Annotated in this window: 13 protein-coding genes; 11 read left to right on the top strand and 2 right to left on the bottom strand. The window is 72.5% G+C overall.

Going from position 1 to position 15931, the window contains the following annotated elements; genetic code table 11:
- Positions 1 to 133: 133 nt before the first annotated feature.
- On the bottom strand, positions 134 to 796 hold the full coding sequence (locus tag ACZ4NB_RS16855; RefSeq protein WP_467662153.1) for a 4'-phosphopantetheinyl transferase family protein: 663 nt from the start codon (positions 794 to 796) through the stop codon (positions 134 to 136).
- Between the two features lie 116 nt (positions 797 to 912).
- On the opposite strand from ACZ4NB_RS16855, the gene ACZ4NB_RS16850 reads away from it, so the two are divergent.
- From ACZ4NB_RS16850 to ACZ4NB_RS16825, 6 genes are all read left to right on the top strand, one after another.
- Entirely contained in the window at positions 913 to 1974 is a 1062-nt protein-coding gene (locus ACZ4NB_RS16850) for a saccharopine dehydrogenase family protein (protein ID WP_467662151.1), read from the top strand.
- Positions 1971 to 2621, top strand: a complete 651-nt coding sequence (locus ACZ4NB_RS16845) for a TetR/AcrR family transcriptional regulator (protein ID WP_467662149.1) — start codon at positions 1971 to 1973, stop codon at positions 2619 to 2621. The genes ACZ4NB_RS16850 and ACZ4NB_RS16845 overlap by 4 nt, the downstream gene beginning before the upstream one ends.
- A 31-nt stretch (positions 2622 to 2652) precedes the next feature.
- Positions 2653 to 3831, top strand: a complete 1179-nt coding sequence (locus ACZ4NB_RS16840) for a cytochrome P450 family protein (protein WP_467662147.1) — start codon at positions 2653 to 2655, stop codon at positions 3829 to 3831.
- 19 nt (positions 3832 to 3850) lie between these two features.
- Positions 3851 to 4042: a ferredoxin gene (locus ACZ4NB_RS16835; RefSeq protein WP_467662185.1), complete on the top strand. Its 192-nt coding sequence runs from the start codon at positions 3851 to 3853 to the stop codon at positions 4040 to 4042.
- 11 nt (positions 4043 to 4053) lie between these two features.
- Complete coding sequence (locus tag ACZ4NB_RS16830) at positions 4054 to 5271, top strand: NAD(P)/FAD-dependent oxidoreductase (protein ID WP_467662184.1); 1218 nt, start codon at positions 4054 to 4056, stop codon at positions 5269 to 5271.
- A gap of 636 nt (positions 5272 to 5907) precedes the next feature.
- A complete protein-coding gene (locus tag ACZ4NB_RS16825; RefSeq protein WP_467662146.1) occupies positions 5908 to 6486 on the top strand; it encodes an acyl carrier protein in 579 nt (192 codons plus the stop codon).
- A gap of 77 nt (positions 6487 to 6563) precedes the next feature.
- Here the strand turns inward: ACZ4NB_RS16825 and ACZ4NB_RS16820 are convergent, their stop codons facing one another.
- A complete protein-coding gene (locus ACZ4NB_RS16820) occupies positions 6564 to 7790 on the bottom strand; it encodes an RNA-guided endonuclease InsQ/TnpB family protein (protein ID WP_467662144.1) in 1227 nt (408 codons plus the stop codon).
- Positions 7791 to 7934: 144 nt separating this feature from the next.
- Between ACZ4NB_RS16820 and ACZ4NB_RS16815 the strand changes: the two genes are divergently transcribed.
- From ACZ4NB_RS16815 to ACZ4NB_RS16795, 5 genes are read left to right on the top strand one after another with little or no spacing between them, the layout of a single operon-like run.
- On the top strand, positions 7935 to 9239 hold the full coding sequence (locus ACZ4NB_RS16815; protein WP_467662142.1) for a beta-ketoacyl-[acyl-carrier-protein] synthase family protein: 1305 nt from the start codon (positions 7935 to 7937) through the stop codon (positions 9237 to 9239).
- A gap of 7 nt (positions 9240 to 9246) precedes the next feature.
- A complete protein-coding gene (locus tag ACZ4NB_RS16810) occupies positions 9247 to 10404 on the top strand; it encodes a beta-ketoacyl synthase N-terminal-like domain-containing protein (RefSeq protein WP_467662140.1) in 1158 nt (385 codons plus the stop codon).
- Positions 10401 to 11687 (top strand): beta-ketoacyl-[acyl-carrier-protein] synthase family protein, encoded by a 1287-nt coding sequence (locus ACZ4NB_RS16805; protein ID WP_467662138.1) that lies wholly within the window; start codon positions 10401 to 10403, stop codon positions 11685 to 11687. Before ACZ4NB_RS16810 ends, ACZ4NB_RS16805 begins: the two co-directional genes overlap by 4 nt.
- Positions 11677 to 13014, top strand: coding sequence for a beta-ketoacyl synthase N-terminal-like domain-containing protein (locus tag ACZ4NB_RS16800; protein WP_467662136.1), 1338 nt, complete (start codon positions 11677 to 11679; stop codon positions 13012 to 13014). The genes ACZ4NB_RS16805 and ACZ4NB_RS16800 overlap by 11 nt, the downstream gene beginning before the upstream one ends.
- 23 nt (positions 13015 to 13037) lie before the next feature.
- On the top strand, positions 13038 to 15920 hold the full coding sequence (locus ACZ4NB_RS16795; RefSeq protein WP_467662134.1) for an aminotransferase class III-fold pyridoxal phosphate-dependent enzyme: 2883 nt from the start codon (positions 13038 to 13040) through the stop codon (positions 15918 to 15920).
- Positions 15921 to 15931: the final 11 nt, after the last annotated feature.

Genomic DNA, 15931 nt, shown 5'->3' with positions numbered 1-15931 from the left:
GGGACCCTGTGGGAGAGTAGGACGCCGCCGAACTAATTTTGATGAATAGCCTCGTTCCCCGAGTTTCGACTCGGGGAACGAGGCTATTTTGCGTTTCCGGGGCGGTTCGTTGTCCGGAGCGGGGCCGGTGGCGTCAGGGGAGTGGGGGGACGGCCACGGCGGTGATCAGGATGCCGTGGCCGGCGTGCCAGCGGCCGGTCAGTCGGGGGACGGGGAGCGGCAGGAGCGCGGTGAAGGTGTGGGTGTCCGGGGTGAAGGTCAGTTCGGCGTCGTCGAAGTGGAGGGTGCGGGCGATGAGTGGGGAGCATGCCTTGTAGAGGGATTCCTTGGCGCTGAAGAGGAGGCGGTCCCAGGGGATGTGGGGGTGGGTGGCGTCGAGTCGGTGCAGGTGGCGGCGTTCGGCGGGGGTGGTGATGCCGTTGCGTACGGCCGGTGGCAGGGGGGCGTGGGGTTCGGCGTCGATGCCGAGGTGGGGGATGTCGCTGGTGCGGACGGCGGCGGCGGCGCGGTAGCCGGCGCAGTGGGTGAGGCTGCCGGTGATGCCGGGGGGCCAGGCGGGGGCGCCGGTGGGGGCTGGGGGGAGCGGTGTCGGGGGGAGGCCGAGCCGGGCGAGGGCCCGGTGGGCGCAGTGCCGGGTGGTGGTGAATTCGCGGCGGCGCTTGGCGCCGGTGTGGGCGATGGCCCGTTCCTCGGCGGGGAAGAGGGCGGGGGACGGCGGGGGTCCGGTGGGGGGCCGGTCCGGGTCGCCAAAGGCGTCCTCGCCCACCGCGGGCGTGGGAAGAACGGCTTCGATCATGGGCAACTCCTCGTTTTCGCAGGTCAGTTGGGTGTGGGTGGTGAATTCCGGGGCGATGGGGTGGCGCGGGAAAGTCGTCGTTGTTTTTCTAGGTCGAGTGACCTAGTCTCGTCCGTGTGGACGATGACATCCAGCTTGATGTGACAGGGCCGGTTTTGGTGGTCGGTGGCTACGGCACCGTCGGCGGGGATCTGGCGCGGCTCGCGGCTCCCTCGTGGCCGCTGTTGCTCACGGGGCGTACTCCGGAGCGTGGACGGGCGCTGGCCGAGGAGGTCGGTGCGTCGGTGCGGCGCTGGGATCTGAGCGATCCGGAGCCCTTTTCGGCCAGGGTGCGGGCCGTGGTCAGCACGGTGAACGATCCCGAGGACCGGGTGCTGCTGGCCGCGATCCGGGGCGGTGTCCCGTACGTGGACATCACGCGCTGGACGGCGCGGCTGCAGCGGGCCACCGCGGTGGCGGCGGTCGCGTCGGTCCGGGCGCCGGTGCTGCTGTCGTCCAGTTGGATGGGCGGGGTGACCGCGCTGGTGGCCGCGGCGCTGGCGGCCGAGGTCGGCGGGGCGTCGGCGGTGGAGATCGCCATCCGCTACGACCTCAAGGACCGTGCGGGAACGGACTCGGTGGAGTTCATGGACCGGCTGGGCCTGGACTACGAGGTGACCGAGGGCGGCCGGCGGCGGATGATCATGCCGTTGAGCGGTGCCGGGTATGTGGACATCGGCGGGCACCGGACCAAGGTCGCGCGGATCGACACACCGGAGCAGTTCACGCTGCCGCTGGTGCTCGGTGTGGACACGGCCCTCACCCGGATCGGCTTCAGCGCCAACTCCTCGACGTCCACGCTGCTGGCGCTCAAGAAGACCGGGTTCTTCCGGTGGGGGCGCGGTGACCGCTTCCAGTCGACGCGCCGGTCGATGCTGTACTCGCCGGGCGAGGGCGGCAGCGCGCTGCTGCGGATCGAGGTGCGGGGGCGGGGCGGTGAGCGGCGCACGGCGACGCTCACCGATCCGGCCGGGCAGGCGCATCTCACGGCGCTGGGCGGGCTGTTGGGCCTGCGCCGGGTGCTGGGGGAGGACGGTGCGGCCGCGCCGGAGGGGGTGGCGTTCCCGGAGATGACGCCGCTGCCGCAGGATGTCGTCGCCGCGCTGGAGAAGGCGGGCGTGAAGGTCGAGGTGTCATGACGGAGGAGAAGGAGCCGGGCGCCGCGGGGAAGGGCTCGACGCTGACCCGGCAGGGCAGCATCCGCCGGACGAGTCTGCTGGACGCGGCCGAGGCGGTGCTGGTGGCCCAGGGGTCGGACGCCTCGCTGCGGGCCATCGCCGGTGAGGCGGGGGTGCGGGTCGGGCATCTGCAGCACTACTTCCCGACCAGGGCCGATCTGATCAAGGCGGTGCTGGAGCGGGCGTTGGATCGTTCGCTTGCGCGGCTGGCGGAGACGACGGGGTTGCGGGTGGTACGCGACGATCCGTCGGCTCTGGAGAGTCCGGCGGGGCCGGCGGACCCCGGCGAGGTGGTGGCCGTGGTGCTCGCCGAGCAGGAGGACCCGCAGCTGGTCCGCCTCTATGTCGAGGTGTGGGCGCTGGCGGCGCGGGACGAGGAGATCGCCGTGGTGGTGCGGGAGTTCTACCGCAAGTACGTCGCCCATGTGGAGGCGTTCGTCCAGCAGGGGCGGCCGGACTGGTCGGGTGAGTTCTGCCGGGCCAGGGCCGAGACGTTCGTGGCGTTCATCGAGGGGGCGGCGCTGATGCGGTCGGGTATCGCCGGCAGCCGTTCGGTCGCGATGGACGCACAACTGGCTCACTTCGCAGTGCAGTTGCTCCGGGACTAAAAGCCCGGGGCCGTCTAGGGGGGATCTGTACATGACCGAGGTAGTGGATCTGGCCGAGCTGGCGTCGTCGGCCGGACTGGAGCGGGAGCTGGAGCGGCTGGCCGAGAGCCGCGGCATCATCCGTACGCGGCAGCTGAACGGGCAGGAGACCTGGACGGTGCTGGGGGCGGCGCTGACGCGGGAGCTGCTCGGCGATCCGCGGCTGTCCAACGACGTGCACACGCATGCGCCGCACGGGGCGCTGGTCCCGGGGATGGCGGTGATGCTCCTGGAGCAGGACGACCCCGGGCATTCCCGGAACCGTCGGCTGGTGAGCGCCGCGTTCGCCTCGCGGGCGGTGCGTCAGCTGGAGCCGCGCATCGAGGAGATCACCCGGCAGCTGCTGGACAAGCTGGGGGACCGCGGGACGGCGGACTTCATCGAGGAGTTCACCTATCCGATGCCGCTGGAGGTGATCTGCGAGCTGCTGGGGGTGCCGGCCGAGGACCGGGAGCCGTTCCGCCAGTGGGCGATGGACATCTCCGCGGCGCCGTCCGCGGAGGCGATGCAGTCGGCGGCGGTGGAGCTGTTCGGCTACTGCATCGGGTTGATCGGCGCCAAGCGGGCGCGGCCCACCGAGGACCTGCTCAGCGAGCTGATCGCCGCCCGGTTCGAGGACGGCGGTGCGCTGAGCGACGAGGAACTGTCGTCGTTCGCCGCGGTGTTGCTGATCGCCGGGCACGACACGGTCACGAATCTGCTGGCGAACGCGCTGCACGATCTGCTGACCCACCCCGGGCAGCTGGCCGCGCTGCGCCGCGATCCGGCGCTGGTGGGCGCGGCGGTGGAGGAGGCGCTGCGCTTCAGGGGCTCGGCGATGACCACGGTCAACCGGGTGGCGCGGGAGGACATCGAGGCCGGGGGCGTGACGATCCGTGCGGGGGAGCTGGTCCGCTTTCTGCTGACCGCGGCCAACCGCGATGCCGACGTACGGGCCGATCCGCATGCGTTCGACATCCACCGGGCGACCGCGCAGCATGTGGCGTTCGGGATGGGGGCGCACTTCTGCCTGGGGCAGCGCCTCGCCCGGCAGGAGGCGACGATCGCGCTCACCGAGATCCTGCGGCGGTTCGGCACGCTGGAACTGGCGGTGCCGGCCGACGAGGTGCGGTGGCTGCCGTCGGATGCGATCCGGGGCCTGGTCGAGCTGCCGTTGCGCTATGCGCGCTGAGGAGCGGGGGGACGTGGGCATGCGGATCGTGGTGGATCACGGGCTGTGCGACGGGCTCGGGCAGTGTGCGCTGGTGGCGCCCGAGGTGTTCGCGCTGGACGACGACGAGCGGCCGGTGGTCGCGCCGGATCCGGCTCCTGAGCTGGCCGGCAAGGTGGCCGCGGCGGCGCGGGCGTGTCCGGTGCGGGCCATCTCGGTCGAAGGGGCCTGACCTTGCGCGAGGTGGTCGTGGTGGGGGCCGGCCTGGCGGGTGTGCGGGCCGGCGAGTCGCTGCGGGCGCAGGGGTTCGCCGGTCGGCTGACCCTCGTCTCGGACGAGCGGGAACTGCCCTACGACCGGCCGCCGCTGACCAAGCAGCTGGTGTCCGGGACGCTGGCGGAGGCCGATATCCGGCTGGCGGGCGCCGAGGACTTCGGTGCCCGCTGGATCCGGGGGACCGCGGCGGTGGGACTGGACCGGGAGCGGCGGCGGGTCCGGCTGGCCGACGGTACGGCGCTGCCGTACGACGGGCTGGTGCTGGCGCCCGGCGCCAAGGCCCGACCCTGGCCCGGCGCGCCGGTGCCGGCCGGGGTGCTGACGGTGCGGGGGCTGGCGGACGTCCGTGCGCTGCGGGCCGAAGTGGCCGGCGGGGCCCGTGAGGTGGTGGTCGTCGGTGCCGGGTTCGTCGGGGTGGAGCTGGCGTCGTCGCTGCGCGGGCTGGGGGTGCGGGTGACGCTGGTGGAGCCGTCCGCCGCGCCGCTGGGGGCGCTGGGCGGGGCGGTCTCGGAGGTGGTGGCCGCGGCGGCGCGCGGGGTGGGGGTGGCGTTGCGGCTGGGCGTCGGCGTGGTGGGTTTTCGGGCCGGCGGCGGGCGGGTGAGCGCCGTGGAGCTGGTCGACGGGGGTGTGCTGCCGGCGGACTGCGTGGTGGTGGCGATCGGGATGGTGCCCGCGACCCGGTGGCTGGCGGGGTCGGGGCTGGCGCTGCCGGGTGGTCGGATCCACTGCGACGAGCGGCTGTTCGCGCGGGGTGCCGGGGCGCCGGGGGCGGTGGATCCCGCCGTGGTGGTGGCCGGGGACGCGGCGGTGTGCGATGCGGTGCGGACGGCCGGCGGGCCGGTGCCGCTGGAGCACTGGAGCAATGCGGCGGCGCAGGGGGAGCTGGCGGCGCGCAATCTGCTGGCCGGGCCGGCGGCGGCCGAGCCGTACGACCATGTGCCGTCGTTCTGGACGGCGGCGTTCGGGTTGCGGATCAAGTCGGTCGGGCTGCCCGGCGGCGGTGACCGGGTGGTCGTCGAGGCGGGGGATCCGGCCGAGGGCGCGGTGCTGGTGGCGCACTACGGCGGGGACCGGCTGGTCGGTGCGGTGAGTGTGAACCTGGGGCGGTCGCTGCCGGCGTATGCGCGGCGGCTGCGTGCACAGCGGTGTATCGGGCCGGTGGAAAGTGAAACCTCGGGAATGTGAACCCGCCGTTAAGGTTCTCATTACCATGGATGCTTTTGGATTAATCCCTTCCGGATGGGATTGGGTCAGGTGACCTATCGCACATTTGCGTGACGCTCTCAGATGGCTCTGGTAACGTTTTTATCGCGCCTCTCGGAGAGGCGGTACAGGTCTTGTGGGGGATCACGACGAGGTGCTCGCCGACGATTTCTGGCCTGTTCCCGCGCATGCGGGTACCGGGGGATCTTTTGCTACGGGGGATGTCATGTGTAGCGCCTTCAGCGTTGCCTGAATAGGTGTCTGAAATCAGACCTTCCCGCAGGTGGGAAGCGTTTTCCGGCCTTCTGTGCTCTGAGGCCGAGTGTGCCGCCGAGGCGGTCGTCACCTCTTGTCGGACACTTCTGACGTGAATTTGCAAACCTCCGCGCGGGACGACTCGCAGTAGTTGCGGTCTGTTTTGCCATGGGTTTTTCAGGTCTTGCCAGTGTCCTTTGTCGAATCTTTCGTTCCGGCGCTGACCCGACGATTCACATGCGCGGTGAAGCGCGTCTCCAGGCAACTTCCGCTGTCGTTTCCCTGGATTTTCTGTGGCTGAAATCGGCCGCATCCAAAGTGCTTGTCCATACGTCCGCAGTGCGCAGAGACGAGGAGAGAACCATGCAGAACCCCTTCGAGGCGGAGCAGATCCACGACATTGTCCGAGAGGGCCTGGCACAGGTCCTGGGCAGCGCTGTCGACGAGATCACCGCGGACGCCACCCTCGTCGCCGACCTCGGCGCCGAATCGCTCGACCTGGTCGAGTTCCGCTTCGAGATGGAGACCAAGCTCGGCGTGGCGCTGCCGAAGTCGAACGTGCTCGACCAGCTGGCGGCGGCGCTCGGCGGCTCGGAGCGGCTCTACGACGAGCGGGGCGGCATCTCCGAGCTGGCCGCCGAGGTGCTGCGGCGCAGCGCGTTCGGCTACTCCGAGGAGCAGGTGCACGCCGGGATGCGCCCGTACGAGGTCGCCGGGGCGGCCACCAGCGCGCACTGGGCCGCCTTCACCCACCGGATCTTCGACCACCTGCCCGAGGTCTGCACCGAATGCGCCGCCGACAAGGCGCAGACAGGCCCCTCCGGCAAGGCCCAGTGCGCCGGTTGCGGCGTGGTGCTGGAGCCGGCCACCGGTGACGAGGTGATGGCCGACGGCGTCCGCGCGGCGCTGGAGGCGCTGGGGCACGCCCAGCCGGTCGGCTGAGTCGGCGGGCAGTGGCAGATGGCGCTCGTGCGAAAGGAACGCAATTGACTCCTCCCCTTCGGAAACAAGGGGGATTCCTAGCTCACTTCGCCTGACACCTGGCAGGCGGCAGGTCTTACAAGATCAGCACTAGCCGGGTTGAGACCAGCCCGGACGAGCATCACGTGGGCGGAGTTCTTGTCCCTGGGGGACACCGTTCCGCACGCGGTGCACGTATACGTTCTCTCGGAGAGGGGGAGTGCGTGCTTGGCTCTCGCTCCGCACCGTGCGCAGTCCATAGTGGTGTGCGCGGGGTGGACCAGGTGCACGGTACGGCCGTGCTTGCGGGCCATCTCGACCAGCGTTGCCTTCGTCGCGCCGATCGCGGCGTCGGCCGCCTTACGAGCCAGCGTGGTCTTGGCGAGGAACTTCGGGCGGAAGTCCTCCACTGCGATGTGGTCGAAGTCCCGGACAATCGTCTTGGCCCACTTGCGTCCCATGTCCTGCCGCTGCCGGGCGATCTTCTTGGACACCTTCGCCGCGGCCTTACGGGCTTTGCGATACCCGACGGTGTCGGGCCGGTGCTTCGCGGTACTCCTACGGGCCATCATCCGCTGGTAGCGGGCCAGCTTCGCGGCGGCCGTCTTCCCGTGCTGGGCGTGGGGGAGGTCGTGGTGGTCACTGGTGGTGGTGGCGGTTTCCTTCACGCCCCAGTCCACACCGATCACAGCACCGGTCTCGGGCAGCAGCTCGGCGGGCGCGGTCGCGACGAAGGAGGCGTACCAGCGGCCAAGGTTGTCCCGGTACACCCGTACCGATGTCGGGTCGGACGGCAGATCACGGGACCACACCACGGTCAGCACGATCCCGCCGGCCAAGTGCAGGCGGCCGTCCTTGAGGCAGAACCCGCGCCGCGTGTAGTTCAGCGTCAGCAGTGCGTCCCGCTTCCGCTTGATGCGGGGCATCCCAGCGCGCTGCCGCATCGGCAACCGGGCCTTGATGTCCTTCAGTGCCTTGGCACGGGACCTCGCGAAGTCCCGTATGACTTGTTGCTGAGTGACCGAAGAGCCTTCACGCAGCCATGTCATCGATTGCCGGGCCTCGGTCAGCATCTTGTCGAGCTGTGCCGGGCCGCACGTCACCTTCTCGCCCGCGGCCTTGCTGCGGGCATGGACCTTGCGGGAGACCGCCACGCACTCGTTCCACACCCACCGGCACCGTGCCCACTCCGCTTCCAGACCGGTACGGGCCGTGGACGACACACGCAGGCGGAAGGTGTACCGGGCGTGCCCGGACCCCTCAGTCGTTCCCTGCGCCGTCGCCATGATCGAGACCTTAGCCCCGCCCACTGACAATCAGAGAAAGTGCAGGTCAGAACGAATGTGCACAGAAGTCCGCCGCTGCGCGACTCCGGTCCAAGGGCTCATTCCTCCCCGTCCTGAGGGGCGGAGCCTCCTAGGAGAAATCAGGTGAACCGCCAGACATCCGCCGGGGCCGGCCATGAGGTCGTGGTGACCGGGATCGGCCTGGTGGCCGGTCGGCTGACCGACCCCGAGTCGTTATTCGACCATCTCGCGCAGGGGCACACCCTCATCGCCGAGCACCCGCTCCACAAGGAGTGGGGGGTGCCCTGCGCCGTCTCCGCGCATATCGACCCAGGCGTCCGCGAGGCGCTGGCGGACGCGGTGCCCGAGGAGGCCGGACCGCTGGGGCCGGCCGGGACGCTCGCCTGGCACGCCGCCGCCCAGGCATGGGAGCGCAGCGGTCTGCCCCGGCGGCTGGAGGCCGAGCGCGGCGGCGTCTTCCTCGCCTGCAACCGCATGGTCATGGAGCCCGCCGAACTGGCCGGCCTGGCCGCCCATATCGACTTCGAGGGCGGCGCGCTGGACCTGGACGGCTACCTCGACGAGGGCGGGCCCGACCCGCGGCGCTACGAGCAGATCCAGCCGGACACCGCCACCGTGCGCCTGGCCGACTACTTCGGCGCGGCCGGCGTCCTGGAGACCCACGCCGACGCCTGCGCGGCCGGCGGTATGGCGATCGGCAGCGCCTACCGCTACATCCGCAGCGGAGCGCTGGACGTGGCGCTCGCCGGCGGCGCCGAGAGCCTGACGACGCTGACCTCCGTCACCGCCTTCTACGGGGTGGGCGCGCTCGCCCCGTACGACGGGCGGGACGCCGACCGGATCAGCCGCCCCTTCGACAAGGACCGTTCGGGCTTCGTCATCGGCGACGGCGCCGCCTTCCTCGTCCTTGAGTCGCGGGCGCACGCCGAGGCCCGCGGCGCACGGATCCTGGCCCGCGTCGCCGGGTACGCGGGGGTGACCGAGGCCGTGAAGATGACGTCCAGCTCCCGCGACGGCGCGCACTACGCGGAGTGCATCCGCGCCGCCCTCGCCGACGCCGGGCTCACCCCGGGCGACATCGACCACGTCAACGCGCACGGCACCTCGACCGAGGCCAACGACACCTGCGAGGCCGCGGCGCTGCACACCGTGTTCGGGACGCGGGCCGCCCGTATCCCGGTCACCGGCAACAAGTCCGCCATGGGGCACTCCCTGGCGAACAGCGGCGCGGCCGAGGCGGTGCTGTCGGTGCTCAGCCTGCAACGGCAGGCCGTGCTGCCGACGTTGAACTTCACCGAGCCGGACGAGGTGACGCGCGGGCTGGACATCGTCACCGAGCGCCGGTCGGCGCCGGTGAGCGCCGTGCTGTCGAACTCCTTCGGCTTCGGCGGGCAGAACTGCTCGCTGATCCTGGCCAAGGCCGGGTGAGCGGGCGATGACGAACCTGGACGCGGTGCGGCTGACCGCACCCGGCCTGTACACCGCGGCGGGCCCGGACCCGGCCGCCCTGTGGGAGGCCCTGGTGGCCGGCAAGGACACCAGCCGGCCGAGCGGGCTGCCGGCGTCGCCCTGGCCCGGCGCGGTCAGCGCCTTCCTCGTCGACGATCCCGACGCCGCCACGCTCGGTGTGCACCGCAGGGTGCTGCGCACCTCGGAGAAGCAGGCCCGGATGGCGCTCCACGGCGCCCGGCTGTCGCTCGGCGGCCACGGCGGGCCGGTGGGCGGGGAACGCTGGGGGCTCTACCTCGGACTGCCCACGGTGGACGAGGAGTTGCTGCGCTTCAGCGCGCTCGACGGGCTGCGCAGGGCGGCCGGCTCGCCGGACGCGGTGGCACGGCTCTACGCCCGCGAGGTCCCGCCGTTCAGCGGGCTGTCCCACCTCAACAGCACCGCCGCCGCCCATATCTCGGCCGTCTTCGGGCTGACCGGGGCGATGGCCGCGTACTCGCCGTTCTCCGACGCGGGGCTGCAGGCCCTGATCGACGGGGTGCTGTCGGTCGCCGAGGGCGAGAACGAGGCGGCTCTCATCGGGGCGGTCAGCCCCAAGATCCATCCGCTGCTGCTGCCGCAGTACGAGGAGCTGGGCTGGGACGGGGCCACCCCGGGCGAGGGGGCGGCCTTCCTGCTCGCCGCGCGGACCCCGGACGCGCCCGCGGCGGCGGTCCGGCCGGCCGGCTACGGGCGGGCGTTCGGCGCGGACGGCGCGGGCCGGACCGAGGCGATCGCCGAGGCCGTGCGCACGGCGCTGCGGATGGCCGGCACCGACGCCGGCGGAATCGGCTGGGTGCTGCCGGACGCGGTGTGGACGCCGGACGGGCGGCGGGCCCAGCGCGCCGCGCTCGACGCGGTCTTCGCGGGCGCCGCCGCGCGGCCCCCGGAGTTCACGTGCGCCGCCGCCACCGGCGTGCTCGGCCCCGCCCATCCGCTCGCCCATGTGCTGCTGGCGCTGCACGGCCTGGCCGGCGGGCGCCGGCTGGTGGCCGACGGCGCCGCGGTGCGGGAGGAGGAGCTGGACATCCCGCGGGTGCTGGCGCTGGCGTGCGGGGTGCGCGGCCAGGTGTGCGCCGTCGTACTGGAAGGAGGGGACCGATGAGCCGCCGCGTCGTGGTGACCGGCATGGGCGCCGTCTGCGGACTGGGGCTCGACCGGCAGACGTTGTGGGAGGGCCTGTGCGAGGGCCGCTCGGCGATCCGCGCCTGGCGGCCGCCGGGGGTCGAGGACTTCCCGGTGCGCTATGCGGCGCCGGTCGACGACGAGGAGTTCGCCCGGCGCCACGGCGGCGAGGAGGGCCGACGCCGGCCGATGGAGCGGCGGATGCGGTTCGGCCTGGCGGCCGCCGGACAGGCGCTGGCCGACGCCGGGCTCGACTTCGGCGACGCCGCGCGTCCGCCGGGCCGGGTCGGCACCGCCGTCGGCTCGGGCGTCCCGGAGCGCGACGCCCACGAACTCCTGCACGCCATCGGGGACGACGGGGAGCCCGGCTGGCAGACGCTCTACGACCGGCGCGCCGAACTCGACCGCGCCAGCGGGCTGTTCTGCACCAATGACGCGCTGGCCGCCGGTATCGCCACCCGCCACCGGCTGCGCGGGCCGACGCTGAACTACAGCACCGCCTGTGCGGGCGCCACCCACGCCATCGGCCACGGCTTCCGGATGATCCGGCGCGGTGAGGTGGACGCGATGCTGGTGGGCGGCGCCGACTCGGTGCTGAACCTGCCCACGATGACCGGGCTGCACCTGCTGGGCGCGCCGTCGACGTCCGAGCTGTTCGGGGACCGGCTGTGCCGTGCCTTCGACCGCGACCGCAGCGGTCTGGTCGCCGGGGAGGGCGCGGCGATGCTGGTGCTGGAGAGCGAGGAGAGCGCCCGCCGGCGGGGTGCGTCGATCTACGCGGAGGTGGCCGGCTTCGGCAGCTCCCTGGACGCCTACCAGGTCACCGCGCCGCATCCGGACGGCCGGGGCGCCGCGCTGGCGATGAGCCGGGCGCTGGCCGACGGCGGGGTGGAGCCGGGCGAGGTGGCCTCGGTCAACGCGCACGGCACCTCCACGCCGCTCAACGACCCGGCCGAGACCCGGGCGATCAAGGACGTCTTCGCCCGCGGCGGGCACTACCGCAGGCTCGCGGTCACCGCCAACAAGACCGCCCTGGGCCATCTGATCGCGGCGGCCGGCGCCCCCGAGCTGATCGCCACGGTGCTGTCCGTGCGCGAGGGCATCGTGCCGCCGACGCTGAACCTGCAGAACCCGGATCCGGCCTGCGACCTCGACTACGTCCCGGACAAGGCCCGGCACCAGGAGGTGCCGGTGGCAGTGAGCAATTCCTTCGGCTTCGGCGGACTCAACGCCAGTCTGGTGGTACGCGGTTATGACTCCTGACCCGACGAACACAAACCCTCCCGGCCGCTCCTTCGACCCCGATTCCGTCGTGGTGACCGGCATCGGCACGGTGCTGCCCACCGGTCGCGGGCCCGAGGCCCTGTGGTCGGCCTGGCGCGCGGCGCGGCCCGCGCTCTCGCCCTACCGGGACCCCTACGTACGGACCGGGAAGATCACCCACTTCGGCCATGTCCCCGACGAGCTGCAGCAGCAGAGCCGGGAGAGCGTGCCGCACAAGCTGCGGAAGTTCGGCACGCCCTTCACCTTCAACGCGGTGCTCGCCGCGCAGGACGCCATGGAGCAGGCCGGCGAGAGCTGGCAGGAGATCCCGGAGGAGCGCCGCGGGCTCTACGTCGCCCAGGACGACTCCACCGAACTGAGCGCCGCCGCCTTCCACAAGGCGCTCGACCGGGCCCGGACGGACACCTCCCCGCAGGCGGGGGTGGACCTGCAGCGGCTGGTGGCCGAGGCGTTCGGCAACGCGGCCACCTTCAACCCGTTCACCGTCATCAGGGCGCTCAACAACAACACCCTGGCGATGGTCTCCATCGCCCAGCGGTTCCGCGGCGACTGCGCCGCGTTCGTCCAGGACGCCGGTGCCGCGCTCGGGGCGCTGCAGCGGGCCGCCTTCACCCTCCGCCAGGGCCACTGCGACACCGCCCTGGTGGTCGGCGCGGGCAGCTACAACGAGCCGCTGAAGCTGGCCGCGCAGTACCGCGCCGGGCATCTGAGCGCGGGCGGCGCCGGCGGCGCGGCGGTGCGCAGCTTCGACGCGGAGCGGGACGGCACGGTCCTGGCGGAGGGCGCGGTGGCGCTCGTACTGGAGCGGGCCGGCGATGCCGCACGGCGCGGCGCCCGGCCGCTGGTGACGTTCCTCGGCGCCGCGCTGCGGCCGGCGGTGGACAGCGGCGTCGGGCCGTCCACCCTCGCCGAAGGGCCCCGCGGGCTGCTGGCCGACCACGGCCTGTCGCCCGACACCCTGGGCGCGGTCCTCGCCGACGGCAAGGGCACCCTCGCGCACGACGCCGCCGAGGCCGAGCTGCTGCGGGCGCTGCTGAAGGACAGCGGCGTCCCGGTCGGTTCGCTGCGCCCGGTCACCGGCACGCTCGGCGCCGCCGGTCCGCTGGCCGAACTCGCCCTGGCGCCGCATCTGTTCGCCGAGGGCGAGCTGCCGCCGATCGCCCATCTGCGCACTCCGCCCGACGACGGGACCGACTTCGTCATGGGCGCGCCCAGGAAGCGCCGGATCGACTCCGTGCTGAGCCTGCACAGCACCTTCAACGGGTTCGCCGGCGCGCTGCTCGCCCAGCGCCCGCACACGCCCTGACGCACGAGGGGACCACCATCACCATGTCGCAGTTCACCGCATTCGTGCAGCCCCGGATGGGGCGGATCCTCGCCGCCCTGGGGCTGGACGTGGAGTACGTCCGCGCACAGGGCAACACCCTCTACCACCGTGACGAGGAGGGGAGGGACATCCCGGTCCTCGACCTCATGGGCGGCTACGGCTCGCTGATCCTCGGCCACAACCACCCCGAGATCGTCGCGCACGCCCGGGCCCTGCTGGACCGCAACCCGGCCGTGCACGCGCAGTTCTCGCTGCGCGGCGAGGCCGGCCGGCTCGGCGCCGCGCTCAGCGACGTCGTCCGCCGGGAGACCTCGGCCAAGGAGCCGTACGTCGCCACCTTCGGCAACAGCGGTGCCGAGGCCGTCGAGGCGGCCGTCAAGCACGCCGAACTCGTCCGGGTGCACCAGGTCACCGCGCTCGCCGACGAGGTCGCCCAGAACGCGGCGGCCGCGCGGGAGGCCGTCCGCGGCGGGGACGCCGTCCTCGACGCGGACGCCTTCCGGCTGCCGGCCGTCCGGGCGCGGGCGCCGCGGGATACGAGCCTGGACGCGCTGCTGGCGGCCCTGGAGGCGCACAACGCGGCGGCGCTCGCCACCCGGCCGCTGTTCCTGGCGCTGGAGCGGTCCTTCCACGGCAAGCTCGTCGGCAGCGTCCAGCTGACCTACAACTCCGGCTTCCGCGCCCCGTTCCAGCACCTCGGCGCGCGGGTGCGCTTCGTGCCCATGGAGCGGCTCGAACTGCTGGACGCGATCGCCGACGAGGAGCGGGTGGCGCTGCTCGACACCGAGATCGAGGCCGGGCGGGTCAAGGTCGTCGAACGCGGTCTGCCGGTCATCACCGCGTTCCTGGTCGAGCCGGTGCAGGGCGAGGGCGGTATCCACGCGCTGACGGCCGAGCAGGGCCGCGCCATCCGGCTGTTCTGCAACAAGGTCGGCACCCCGCTGATCCTCGACGAGGTGCAGAGCGGCATGGGCCGCTGCGGCGCGTTCCTGGCCAGCTCGCTCATCGGGTTGCGCGGCGACTACTACGCGCTGTCGAAGTCGCTCGGCGGCGGGCTCGCCAAGATCTCCGCCATGCTGGTCCGCCGGTCGCTGTACGAGGGCGAGTTCGACATCATCCACAGCTCGACCTTCGCCATGGACGACTTCTCCTCGTCCGTCGCGCACAAGGTCGTCGAGCTGCTGGAGGCGGACGACGGCGAGGTCTACCGGCGGGTCGCCGAGCGCGGCGAGAAGCTCACCGCCATGCTCACCGGCCTCAAGGCGGCCTTCCCCGACGTCGTCGCGGACGTCCGCGGCAAGGGCCTGTTCATCGGCCTGGAACTCAAGGACCAGGGCGAGGCCCGCTCCATGGTGCTGCGCGGCAGCGCCTACACCGGCTCGCTGGGCTATCTGCTCTCCGGCTACCTGCTGCGCCAGGAGGGCATCCGGATCGCGCCGACCGGCAGCGCCGGCAACGTGCTGCGCATCCAGCCCTCGGCGTACCTCACCGACGAGGAGATCGAGCACCTGCGCGGGGCCCTGGAGCGGCTCTGCCGCATCCTGCGCTACGAGGACACCCTGCATCTGGTCCACCCCGCCAGCGACCGGCGGATCCCCAAACCGCGGGCGGAGATCCGGGACTTCCGGGGCGCGGTGGCCGGATACGAGCAGGGCGAGGGGCGCCCGGCGACCGGGCCGGTGCGCAAGGTCGCCTTCCTCAACCACCTCATCGAACCGTCGCATCTGCGGCAGGTGGACCCGGCGCTCGCCGACTTCGGCGACGCGGCGCTGCGCTCCTTCGTCCTCGGCATGGACCCGGTCAAGACGGCTGCGCCCTACCCCGGCGTGCGGATCGACTCGCCGCTCGGCAGCTCCGTGGAGTTCGCCCTCTATCCGCTGATGGTCGCCTCCGAGCAGATGGGCGGCTACCTCGCCTCGGGGGACGTCGCGGGCATCCGCGCGGACATCGAGGAGCGGGTGCGGGCCGCCCGCGACGACGGCTGCACGGTGGCGGGCCTGGGGATGTACACCTCCATCGTCACCGCCAACTGCACCTCGCTGCGGGTCCCGGGGATCGCACTGACCTCCGGCAACGCGCTGACCGTGGCGATGGGCGTCCAGGCCATGGAGCGGGGTGCGAAGGACCGCGGCTGGCGGGTCGAGGACGCCACGCTGGCCGTGGTCGGCGCGGCCGGCAACATCGCCTCGGTCTACAGCCAGCTCTTCGCCGAGCGGCTCGGCCGCATCGTGCTGGTCGGCAGCCGGCGGGACGGTTCGGCCAGGCGGCTGCAGAACACCGTGCACGGCGTCTACCAGGAGTGCTGGTCGCGGATCGCGGAGGGCGGCGAGCTGACCGGGATCCCGGCGCGGCTCGCCGAGGAGCCGCTGATCGCCAAGTGGCTGGCCGAGGGCCCGGCCGACGACACCGGCCGGGGCCGGGCGATCGCCGCGTACCTCCAGGAGCGCTACGGCCAGGACCCGTTCCTGACCGTCACCCAGGACAGCGCCGCCCTGAAGGAGGCGCAGCTGGTGCTGTGCGCCTCCAACAGCCCCGAACCGTTCCTGACCGGCGAGCACTTCGGGCCGAACACGGTGATCTGCGATATCGCGGTGCCCAACAACGCCGTCGCGGGCCTCGCCGAGCAGCGGCCGGACCTGGCGTACATGCTCGGCGGCATCGTCGCCACCCCGCACGGCGAGAGCCTGCACCCCTCGGCGCGCGCCTTCCTTGAGGCCGGCCAGCTGTTCGCCTGCATGGCGGAGACGGCCCTGATGGGCCTGGCCGGCCTCGACCACCACTACTCGTACGGGAACATCAGCCGCCAGCAGGTCATCGACATCGCCGCACTGGCCAAGGCCCACGGGCTGCGGCTCGCCGACTACAAGAGCGCGCACTCGGTCTGAGGACCGGGCCC

It is taken from the genome of Streptomyces sp. NPDC026575, from assembly GCF_055567415.1.
Note: the sequence above shows the minus strand (reverse complement) of the source record. Positions and strands in the feature narration are given on the sequence as shown.